The 10,015-nt window shown below is 52.8% G+C and carries 10 protein-coding genes; 3 read left to right on the top strand and 7 right to left on the bottom strand.

What is annotated here, in order from left to right; all coding sequences use genetic code 11:
* Positions 1–336 precede the first annotated feature (336 nt).
* Positions 337–846, bottom strand: a complete 510-nt coding sequence (gene sulA, locus HED65_RS09320; RefSeq protein WP_114978352.1) for an SOS-induced cell division inhibitor SulA — start codon at positions 844–846, stop codon at positions 337–339.
* A 216-nt stretch (positions 847–1,062) separates the two neighbouring features.
* Between sulA and HED65_RS09315 the strand changes: the two genes are divergently transcribed.
* A complete protein-coding gene (locus HED65_RS09315) occupies positions 1,063–1,689 on the top strand; it encodes a TfoX/Sxy family DNA transformation protein (protein ID WP_114978351.1) in 627 nt (208 codons plus the stop codon).
* Here HED65_RS09315 and yccS read toward each other — a convergent pair.
* Positions 1,646–3,808 (bottom strand): YccS family putative transporter, encoded by a 2,163-nt coding sequence (gene yccS / locus HED65_RS09310; protein ID WP_114978350.1) that lies wholly within the window; start codon positions 3,806–3,808, stop codon positions 1,646–1,648. The two genes, HED65_RS09315 and yccS, sit on opposite strands and share 44 nt — an antisense overlap.
* A 19-nt stretch (positions 3,809–3,827) precedes the next feature.
* Positions 3,828–4,274: a YccF domain-containing protein gene (locus tag HED65_RS09305; RefSeq protein ID WP_023335159.1), complete on the bottom strand. Its 447-nt coding sequence runs from the start codon at positions 4,272–4,274 to the stop codon at positions 3,828–3,830.
* Between the two features lie 123 nt (positions 4,275–4,397).
* Between HED65_RS09305 and helD the strand changes: the two genes are divergently transcribed.
* The gene (gene helD / locus HED65_RS09300; protein WP_114978349.1) at positions 4,398–6,452 is read left to right on the top strand and encodes a DNA helicase IV; all 2,055 of its coding nucleotides are present in this window, start codon (positions 4,398–4,400) and stop codon (positions 6,450–6,452) included.
* Between the two features lie 58 nt (positions 6,453–6,510).
* On the opposite strand, the gene mgsA is transcribed toward helD, so the two are convergent.
* Both mgsA and csgI read right to left on the bottom strand, forming a co-directional pair.
* Complete coding sequence (gene mgsA / locus HED65_RS09295; protein ID WP_049006707.1) at positions 6,511–6,969, bottom strand: methylglyoxal synthase; 459 nt, start codon at positions 6,967–6,969, stop codon at positions 6,511–6,513.
* Positions 6,970–7,049: 80 nt separating this feature from the next.
* The gene (gene csgI / locus HED65_RS09290) at positions 7,050–7,712 is read right to left on the bottom strand and encodes a curli synthesis inhibitor (RefSeq protein ID WP_114978348.1); all 663 of its coding nucleotides are present in this window, start codon (positions 7,710–7,712) and stop codon (positions 7,050–7,052) included.
* A gap of 173 nt (positions 7,713–7,885) precedes the next feature.
* Between csgI and HED65_RS09285 the strand changes: the two genes are divergently transcribed.
* On the top strand, positions 7,886–8,299 hold the full coding sequence (locus HED65_RS09285; RefSeq protein WP_114978346.1) for a CoA-binding protein: 414 nt from the start codon (positions 7,886–7,888) through the stop codon (positions 8,297–8,299).
* Between the two features lie 35 nt (positions 8,300–8,334).
* Here HED65_RS09285 and hspQ read toward each other — a convergent pair whose 3' ends face one another.
* Together hspQ and rlmI are read right to left on the bottom strand one after the other, a co-directional pair.
* Positions 8,335–8,652: a heat shock protein HspQ gene (gene hspQ / locus HED65_RS09280; RefSeq protein WP_013097248.1), complete on the bottom strand. Its 318-nt coding sequence runs from the start codon at positions 8,650–8,652 to the stop codon at positions 8,335–8,337.
* A 60-nt stretch (positions 8,653–8,712) separates the two neighbouring features.
* Positions 8,713–9,903: a 23S rRNA (cytosine(1962)-C(5))-methyltransferase RlmI gene (rlmI, locus tag HED65_RS09275; protein ID WP_114978345.1), complete on the bottom strand. Its 1,191-nt coding sequence runs from the start codon at positions 9,901–9,903 to the stop codon at positions 8,713–8,715.
* Between the last annotated feature and the right edge of the window lie 112 nt (positions 9,904–10,015).

Below are 10,015 nucleotides of genomic sequence, written 5' to 3'. Positions count from 1 at the left end.
ATCCAAAATTCGCCATGAAAATCTCAGTAGAGAATCACGGTTAAATCCTTCACCGGGGGGCGTGGTCAAATATAAATCTACCGATATCTTCGGCTTAGGCCGAGCACCCCTGGCGATGTAAAGTCTACAACGTAGCTGAAAACTTACAAGTGTGAAGTCCGTCAGGCATATGAAAAAAAAAGTTCCGTATACCTTTTATTTAACATTTTTCGCGCGAATTTTGTGCAATAAAATTAAGGAGAACCGCACCAGACAAGCCTTGCCGCAATTTTGAGGCCGGGAACTAAAAACCCATCTTGTGGTCAAAAAAAATTCCAGGAAAAATCTTAATTTCACTCAATGATACAAATTTGAGTGAATTTTTAGCCCAGAAAGTTGTCCTCTGCGGTAAGAATCTGGACGAACCGGGCGCATGATAAACCCGATCGCACTCCCTTCTTCAGCCGCCTCAGTCAGACGAAAATGTTCCTCTTCCGTCAATTCCTCTGGTAACCATCCAATCACTACACTGTAATTTCCGGTGCGTAAAGCCCGGATCATCGACTCGACGGTATCGCAAGGAGAGAGTTGATTAATTTGCATGACCTTTGTCAGCGGAAGGCCGGCAGACTGAACCCATTCACGGCTCAGTTTTTGCTGTGGCGTCAGCCAAAGCTGCCAGCGAGACTGCTGACCAAGCTGCTGTAATAACGGCAGCAGCAGTAGTTGAGTTAACAGAGGCTGATCCTCACGATAAACCACTTCGCTAATAAGCCCTGTCGAAACACTGTCGACGGTGTTCTGCGCTACGTTGCCAGCGGTAGAAGTGATAAAGGTTGAGCGATTTGCATAGCCTGAAGTGTGCATATTCATTCCAGCCCTGTAGTTACTGTATGGATATACAGTAACCCCTGTATGCATAAAGATCAACCTCATTTTCGGAAAGCGACTCGCAAAATTCATTCAATATTGATGCCCCTTGAAAAATCATCTTGCCCAACAGCGATAAGTTGCCTATTTTCCTGCTAACGGATCCGCTAGTAAGAAACTTCGTTGTTAATTTATGATTTATAAGGAAATATCATGAAAAAGATATCTTATGAACGGATCTATAAATCCCAGGAATATCTGTCTCCGCTGGGGGACATTCAACATCGTGCACTGTTCGGTGGCTATACCCTGGCAGTAGATGATGCGGTCTTTGCCATGGTGTCAGAGGGAGAACTCTACCTTCGCGCCTGTGAGGAAAGTGCGAAATACTGTGTAAAGAATGCCGCCTCGTTTTTGACACTCATGAAACGGGGGCGTCCGGTGCTTCTGAACTATTTTCGAGTGGATGACGGATTGTGGCAGGACAGAGAGCGTTTGCTCCAGCTCTCCTCGTTCGCACTGAGAGCGGCAAGAAAAGAGCGCTTTCAGCGCCATCAACGAAACCGGCTTAAGGATCTCCCGAACCTGACGTTTCAGCTTGAGGTCTTGCTTTTTGAAGCGGGTATTACCGACGAAGAAACACTTCGGACGCTTGGTGCGAAAGCGAGCTGGCTGAAGATGCGGGCAAAAAATAAAGCACTCAGTATTAAAGTGCTTTTCGCGCTGGAAGGTGCCATTGAGGGACTTCATGAAGCGGCACTCCCGGCGGGAATACGCCGGGAGCTGACGGAGTGGTTTAATGCGCTACCTGAGCCACTGGAGAATCACTCCTCCAGGTAGCGATTTGCTGTTGCAGTCGGCAAATTTCTGGCAGCAGAGCGATAAGCAGACCAATTTGCTGAAGAACCAGTGGCGCTTTGCTGTCGTTTCCTGGATCAAGATGGATAATGCGCTGGGCCAGTTCGTCCAGAGCCTGTTGAACACGCGGTTCATCGGCTGGCCGGTGATGAAGTGCGTCATCGACATAACAGACGGCATCATCCAGCAAGGTGAGGATACCCGGGTTGGTGAGTTGCTCACGGTGGGCACCCAGCGTGGAAATATAGCTGGTGAAGGTATGATTCAGACAGAGCAGGCGGAATGCCGTCTCACGAATCTCTGCGGTGGCACGAGGCTCTGTTGACATGTTAGAGACAACCGAGGCCAGTTCAGCATCGCTGTTGTGCGCATCGCGGCGTGCTATCCGGTAAGCCAGACGGTTATCGCGGCCCTGATGGTACTGTTCAAGGATGGCATCAAGGTACCGGCAGTTGGCATTCATAGCCCTGTCTAACACGCGCGGCAAATTACGGAAACGCCAGTCTGGCCAGATAAAGCTGACAGCCGCCCAGGCAATTGCACAGCCAATCAGGGTATCGATCACTCGTGGCAGGGCGACCTCAAACCCTTCACCCAGCAGGTTAAAGCAGAGCAGAACCAGCAGCGTGATGAACATGGTGGCGTGGGCGTACTGCACATTGCGAAAGGCGAAGAACAACACACCGGTGATCACGATCAGGATCAGTTGCCCCTCAACGGACGGCACGAAATAGAGGACCGGCAGCCCAACGGCGACGCCGACCAGCGTGCCGAGAATACGCAGTGCAAGGCGGTGCCGGGTGGCGTTGTAGTTCGGCTGGCAGACGAACAGGCTGGTCAGCAGGATCCAGTAGCCATGTTGCAATCCGGTTATCTGGATAAAGGCATAGCCTACGCACAATACCAACGACATTCTCACCGCGTGACGAAAGAGGGCCGACTCCGGCGTAAAGTTGCGGCTCAGTCGCAACCACATATCGCTAAAGCTGTGGACGCTGTCATCTGCAAGCTGATTTTCTGCATCACTACCGGGTAACGCCATCGCCTGCTCTGACTCAATGGTCGCCAACTGAGCATCTATCGCCCGCAGGTTATTCAGCAGATATCCCAGAGCTTTAATATGTTCCGGTGACGTTCCGCTGGCCTGGACGCGGTCAATTGCCGCATCAAGATGGCTAAACACACGTTCAAAACGTGGGTCATGCTGATAAGGCGTGCGCAGCAGAATAGAGCGTGCGAGTTGCTGGCATGCCTGGGACTGCATGGAAAGCAGTCGCTGGAAACGGAACATCACGTCGCTGTAGCGGAACTTCTCGCGCAGGGCGGCATACTGAACATGCGAGGAGCTGGCACGTTCATGTATATCCTGAGCGGCAAAGTAATAGTGTAAGGTTCTTCGGGTTCCGCGTTGACCGCGATCGCCACGCAGACGGGTAAGTAGCGATGCTTTAGTCTGGTTAAGGGTGGCAACTAACTGGCCGTTTGCCAGAGCCAGATCGTAGAGCGGGGCCTGGCTTTCTTCCTCGATATCCGGGTCGAAAAGCCGGGATTTTAGCTCCAGATAGTGGGCTAACTGCTCGTAGCTGCGGGCAAGGTTATCCTGCAGAGGGCGAACCGGGAAGATCAGATGGCCGGTTAGCGTCAGCAGGTTATACCAGATGGCGCCCAGCAACAGCAGAACGGGTTGCTGATACCACTGGTCATAAAGGGAAACCCCCAGCATGGTATAGATGGCAATCAGCAAGGCACCAAAAGCGATGGTGGCGTAGCGCTGCCCAAGGCCGCCCAGCAAAATAAAACCACTGGTTGAGAGCGTAAGACCCAGGGCAAACAGCCAGGGCCACGGAAAGAGCAACTCAACGGAAGCAGAGGCAATAAAAAAACAGACCAGCGTAATCACCAGGTTACGCAAACGTCCGGCCAGACGGTCATCCAGATCCGCAAGCGCCCCCGCAACCACCCCCAGCGTGAGCGGAATGGTGAGCTTGACATCATTCAACCACCACGGCAGGGCTACCGTGCCGCAAAGCGCGATAAAAATCCTGACGTTATAGAGCCAGGTGCTGTTCCAGGTATAACGGCGAAGCAGTGGGCTTAGCATAAGCGCGGCCAGTCCTTATTTACTGAAAACGACGACGAGCATTTGCTTCACGTGCTGCCTGAGCCACTTCAACCGGAACAACCCTGCGCCCGACGGGCCAAAGGGCGATCGCAGCGATTTTAAAGTTCGCGATCCCGACCGGAATACCAATAATCGTGATGCACTGCGCAATACCCGCAAAAATATGCATGATGCACAGCCACCAGCCGAAGAATATCAGCCACAGAATGTTGAGCAGGGTGCCCCCCGTGTTCATCAAGGCGTTTTTGCTCTCCGGATTCAGCTCGTCAACGTGGATGGCTTCATTTCCATACGGGATGAAGGAGAGTTTGGTGATTTCCCAGCATGAGCGGGTCAGGGGGAGTGTGAAAATCAGGACGATGCTCACCAGCGTGGCAAAAAGCCAGGAAAGGGTGGTGGCAAAACCGCCCAGTACAAAATTCAACACATTCAGAACGGTACGCATAAATCCTCACTTCCTTTCGATAAAATTAACGCCTGATGATTGTAACGTTTTTTTAGGCTGGAGCACCTTAAAACTGGCAGTTAAACTGTCAGGTAAATTATCTCTTCGTGGATTTGGCGGGACATGGAACTTAAAGCAACTTCATTAGGCAAACGCCTGGCGCAACACCCCTATGACAGGGTTGTTCTCCTCAACGCCGGGGTGAAAGTCTCCGGAGAACGCCACGAATACCTTATTCCGTTTAATCAACTTCTGGCTATCCACTGCAAACGTGGGTTGGTGTGGGGGGAACTGGAGTTCGTTCTGCCTGACGATAAAGTGGTGCGTCTTCACGGCACCGAGTGGGCGGAGACCCAGCGTTTCCATCATCATCTGAACGCGCTCTGGCAGCAGTGGAGCCACGACATGAGTGTGATTGCTGCCCAGGTACTGCAGCAGGTGCTGGATGATATCGCCCAAAGCAACGCGCAAAACACGTGGCTTACCCGCCAGCAGACCGCCGGGTTACAGCAAAAAATCAGGCAGGCACTCTCGGCGCTGCCGTTATCCGTGACGCGTCTCGATGAGTTCGATAATTGCCGCGATGCCTGGCGTCAGTGTCAGGCCTGGCTAAGCGATATGGATAAGAGCCGGTTCGCCCATAATCAGGCCTGGACTGACACCATGCTCACCCGATACGCCGATTTTTTCAGTACGGTTGAATCTTCACCACTCAATCCTGCCCAGGCGCGTGCGGTGGTTAACGGTGAGCAGTCCTTGCTGGTGCTCGCGGGAGCCGGGAGCGGTAAAACGTCGGTGCTGGTGGCGCGCGCGGGCTGGTTGCTGACAACCGGGGAAGCCGTTGCTGAACAAATTCTGCTTCTGGCTTTTGGCCGCAAGGCTGCCCAGGAGATGGACGAGCGTATCCAGGAGCGCCTGCACACCCAGGATATTACGGCCAGAACCTTCCATTCTCTGGCGTTGCACATCATTCAGCAGGGCAGCAAAAAAGTGCCAGCTGTGAGTAAACTGGAGAACGACACGCAAGCGCGTCAGGCTTTGTTTATCAAAACATGGCGCCAGCAGTGCAGTGAGAAAAAGGCGCAGGCAAAAGGATGGCGTCAGTGGCTGGAGGAAGAACTCAACTGGGAGGTGCCTGAGGGCAGTTTCTGGCAGGATGAAAAACTGGCGCGGCGGCTGGGCTCGAGACTTGACCGCTGGGTAAGCCTGATGCGGATGCACGGCGGATCGCAGGCTGAAATGATTGACAGTGCGCCGGAGGAGATCCGCGATCTGTTTTCTAAGCGGGTTAAACTTATGGCTCCGTTGCTGAAAGCCTGGAAAACTGCCCTGAAAGCGGAAAATGCTGTCGATTTCTCGGGCCTGATCCATCAGGCCATTATCATTCTTGAGAAGGGGCGCTTTGTCAGCCCGTGGAAACATATTCTGGTGGATGAATTCCAGGATATCTCGCCGCAACGCGCAGCATTGCTTTCAGCGTTACGGGCACAAAACAAGCACACGTCGTTGTTTGCCGTGGGTGACGACTGGCAAGCCATCTATCGCTTCAGCGGTGCGCAGCTTTCACTGACGACCGCATTTCACCACTATTTTGGCGAAGGCGATCGCAGCGATCTGGATACCACCTACCGCTTCAATTCCCGTATTGGTGAAATCGCCAATCGCTTTATCCAGCAGAACCCGTATCAGCTGGCCAAGCCGCTTAACAGCCTGCGGTCAGGGGATAAAAAAGCGGTCACTCTGCTGGCGGATGACCAGCTAGAACCGCTGCTGGACAAGCTCAGCGGCTATGCAAAGCCTGAAGAACGTATTCTGGTGCTGGCGCGCTATCATCACCTGAAACCGGCTGCGCTGGAGAAAGCGGCCACCCGCTGGCCGAAACTGCAGCTTGAATTTATGACGATTCACGCCAGTAAAGGTCAGCAGGCCGATTATGTGATTGTGATAGGGCTGAAAGAAGGTAGCGACGGTTTTCCGGCTCCGGCTCGTGAGTCAGTGATGGAGCAGGCTTTACTGCCGATGCCGGAAGATTTCCCGGATGCTGAAGAGCGGCGTTTGCTGTATGTGGCCATCACCCGCGCGCGTCATCGTGTGTGGCTGCTGTTCAATAAAGAAGAACCGTCAGTGTTTGTTGATATTCTGAAGAGTATTGATGTGCCAGTAGCGCGCAAGCCGTAACGACGTCAGGCTTGTTTTTGTGGGCCGGGTAAGGCGTAGCCGCCACCCGGCTTAAAATTTACTTTAATCTTTCAGACAGATAACGCTGGTAGTCCGGAATAAGGATATCAACCGGCGAGTTAAACTGCGGCGATTCGATGATGAAATCTGCCGTTGAAAGGTTAGTCGCCACTGGAATATTCCAGACAGTGGCAAGGCGCAGCAGTGCTTTCACGTCCGGGTCATGCGGAACTGCATTCAGCGGATCCCAGAAGAAAATCAGCACATCAATTTTCCCCTCAGAAATCTGCGCACCTACCTGCTGATCGCCGCCCATCGGGCCGCTCAGCATGGCATTGACTTCAAGACCCGTTTCGCGCTGGATCAGATTACCGGTTGTACCGGTCGCCGAGAGGGTGTGCTTTTCCAGCAAAGACTGATGGCGGCGAACCCAGTTAAGCAGCATTTGTTTACAGTGGTCGTGCGCAACCAGCGCAATGTGTTTGCGTTCAGGTAGCGTGCGTGTTGTCAGTTCCATAATCGTATCCATCAGGTTAACTGGCTACACGATGACGGGAACTGTCTGACGCTGCAAGAGAAAGGCGAAAAAAATGTGGCTTATGATGAAGGTTGTTGCTTCGCCCATTGTAAAAAGCGGGCTCGCGTATCCGGATCGGCCTGCTGGAACCAGAATTTAAGGCGTTGTTCCGTCAGGGTTTGGGACTGAGGAGGAATGACATCCAGTTCAGATACACCGGATAACAGCGTACTGTCGTCTGCCATCATAGTGGCAAACTGGGGAAGCGATGCGCGTTTACCTGCTTTGTTATAGGTCTGGGTCGCGGCCTCATAATCCGGGCCTTTAGGGGACGTGGTCAACGCCAGAATATCAAGCTTCACCGGAATCGGCATCGCATCGCCATCCAGCAGCTCAACGCGCGGTGAGGTGTCAAAGGCCGAAGATTCTTTCTCCGTTTCAAGGCGAGGCAGGGTGATGTTCACCTGACTGATTTGCCGGGTATTAAAGCTGACGATCAGCGGCGGGGAGATGTACATCCGTTGTTCATGATTAGCGAGACCGATCGACTTTTCTACCCGGAAGACCAACTGATGAGGCCCGTTATCTAGCTCGATGCTGTCTGCGCCGCGTAATAATGAACTGGAGACTTTTTTTCCGTCCAGAACCAGCAGATCAATGTCGGTAGAGAGCCGGAGCGTGGTCGCAAAAACGCAAACCGGCATCACTAATGCAATCACAGCAGTGGCAATTCCGGTTTTCATAGAAGGCTCCTGTCAGAAATACTGATGTTGCATTAATGTATCTAAATCTTTCGAAAATCATCTTTACTAACATATAGACATATTTCACGGTTTTGCCCTCATACATCTGTATGGGATGGATGGTTGAGATATGCGCTTTGGCGTACACTTTGAAAAAAACCAGGAGAAAAACCATGAAAGAGAACGATGTTGCCGAGATATTGACCTCCACGCGCACCATTGCGTTGGTGGGTGCGAGCGATAAACCGGATCGTCCAAGCTATCGGGTCATGAAGTACCTTCTCGATCAGGGTTATCACGTTATTCCTGTGTCGCCGAAAGTGGCCGGTAAAAGCTTACTGGGCCAGCAGGGATACGCCACCCTAAACGACGTACCTGAAAAAGTGGATATGGTAGATGTTTTCCGCAATTCTGAAGCGGCGTGGGGAGTGGCGCAAGAGGCCATCGCTATCGGTGCAAAAACGCTGTGGATGCAGCTAGGCGTCATTAACGAGCAGGCTGCTGTGCTGGCGCGCGATGCAGGTTTGAATGTGGTGATGGACCGTTGCCCGGCGATTGAAATCCCCCGCCTGGGGCTGGCGAAATAACAAAAAAAGCCCGATTATCGGGCTTTCTTACACGCTTAGTTCCGCAGGCGCGGAGCCTGTAACTGTTTGCGGATAGTCTGAGCAAGTTCATCCATCGTGGGTTGCTCCGGATGCTCATCCTGTAGTTCGCTACTCAGCTGCGCTTCAGCAAGATAGGTGTGAACGGGTTGTCCATCGTCACCTTCCATCACCACATGATACCAGGGCGCAGCGCGAAGCTCGGCGTTGACCGCCAGCTCGTCTGCAGACGGTTCATCAAGAGAATACTCCGGGTCGATATCCACGACCACACCCAAATACCCTAGCAAAGTGTGGCGGACCTGCTGGCCGATACCGAATTTGCTGGCAATCATAGTCACCTCCCGGGAAATACGACTTACACGTTATGTGCGGGCAATATTTCTCTTTTCAAGTTACATGACGCGACAGGCAAACCCTTTCAGATAGAGCCCTTCCGGGTAGGTAGCAATCACCGGGTGATCGGCTGCCTGACGGAACTGCTCTATAAATTGTACATCACGGCCAGCATCTATTGCGGCATCGGCGATGATTTTCTGAAATAAATCTGTGGTCATCAGGCCAGAGCAGGAGAACGTAAGCAGAATGCCGCCCGGGTTCAGTAGCTGAATGGCCAGCATGTTGATGTCCTTATAGCCACGGCAGGCACCCATCAGCTGACTTTTGTTTTCCACAAACTTAGGGGGATCCATGACGATAACGTCGAATTTCTCGCCCTGATCGCGATACTTACGCAGCAGTTTGAAGACATCATCGCGAATAAATTCGGCTTTGCTCACATCCAGCTTGTTCAGCTCGACGTTCTGTTTTGCCACGTCCAGCGCTTCCTGCGAGGTATCCACACTGACAACCTGGGCACAGCCACCCATCAGCGCTGAAACGGCAAAACCGCCGGTATAGGAGAAGCAGTTCAGCACGCGTTTGTCGGCAACGTACTGACGCGTAGCCAGACGACTGTCGCGCTGGTCGAGGTAGTAACCCGTTTTGTGGCCACCCTGAATATCCACCAGCAGTTTCATGCCGTGCTCTTCAATCGGCAGCAGGGCAGGCGGCAACTCGCCTGTCACTGGACCCTGGGTCAGCTCCATGCCCTCTTTTTTACGCACGGCCACATCGCTGCGGTCGTAAATGGCGCATTTCGGGAACAGCGTTTGCAACGCGCTAATCAACGCCGCACGTTGATATTCCGCGCCAGCACTCAGGAGTTGCAGCACCAGGAAGTGACCAAAGCGGTCAATGGTGACGCCCGGCAGGCCGTCGGACTCACCGGCAATCAGGCGGTAGCTGTCCAGCCCGTCGCGTTTTGCCAGCCAGTCACGCCATTGCTGCGCCTGCTGCAGACGGCGAACGAAGAAGTCGATGTCGATGGTTTCATCTTTATCAAAAGTCCAGACGCGGGCACGGATCTGGGACGCTGGCGAGTAAGCACCTCGCGCTAACCATTTCCCCTGATGGTCAACGATATCAATGGTTTCACCGAGGCTGGCTTTACCTTCCATACGGGCAACCGCGCCGGAAAAGACCCAGGGATGACGGCGCAGTAATGACTTCTCGCGCCCTTTGGCTAACACTAAACGTACACTCATAATTTGCTGTTCTGTCGATTTCAGGAAATGGCGCGTAGAGTAGCACATTCAGCAAGGCGCAATCATCTGCGGATACCATTGAGCGTTTCGGCACAAAATCAAATCGCTTAAG

The sequence above is a fragment of the Pantoea sp. LS15 genome (assembly GCF_012241585.1).
Taxonomy (GTDB): Bacteria; Pseudomonadota; Gammaproteobacteria; order Enterobacterales; family Enterobacteriaceae; genus Enterobacter.
This window is presented reverse-complemented; position numbering and strand designations above follow the sequence as displayed.

Excerpts from the sequence above, each read along its gene's own strand:
- sulA (WP_114978352.1), bottom strand. The coding sequence starts at position 846 with ATGCACACTTCAGGCTATGCAAATCGCTCAACCTTTATCACTTCTACC.
- HED65_RS09315 (WP_114978351.1), top strand. The coding sequence starts at position 1,063 with ATGAAAAAGATATCTTATGAACGGATCTATAAATCCCAGGAATATCTG.
- yccS (WP_114978350.1), bottom strand. The coding sequence starts at position 3,808 with ATGCTAAGCCCACTGCTTCGCCGTTATACCTGGAACAGCACCTGGCTC.
- HED65_RS09305 (WP_023335159.1), bottom strand. The coding sequence starts at position 4,274 with ATGCGTACCGTTCTGAATGTGTTGAATTTTGTACTGGGCGGTTTTGCC.
- helD (WP_114978349.1), top strand. The coding sequence starts at position 4,398 with ATGGAACTTAAAGCAACTTCATTAGGCAAACGCCTGGCGCAACACCCC.
- mgsA (WP_049006707.1), bottom strand. The coding sequence starts at position 6,969 with ATGGAACTGACAACACGCACGCTACCTGAACGCAAACACATTGCGCTG.
- csgI (WP_114978348.1), bottom strand. The coding sequence starts at position 7,712 with ATGAAAACCGGAATTGCCACTGCTGTGATTGCATTAGTGATGCCGGTT.
- HED65_RS09285 (WP_114978346.1), top strand. The coding sequence starts at position 7,886 with ATGAAAGAGAACGATGTTGCCGAGATATTGACCTCCACGCGCACCATT.
- hspQ (WP_013097248.1), bottom strand. The coding sequence starts at position 8,652 with ATGATTGCCAGCAAATTCGGTATCGGCCAGCAGGTCCGCCACACTTTG.
- rlmI (WP_114978345.1), bottom strand. The coding sequence starts at position 9,903 with ATGAGTGTACGTTTAGTGTTAGCCAAAGGGCGCGAGAAGTCATTACTG.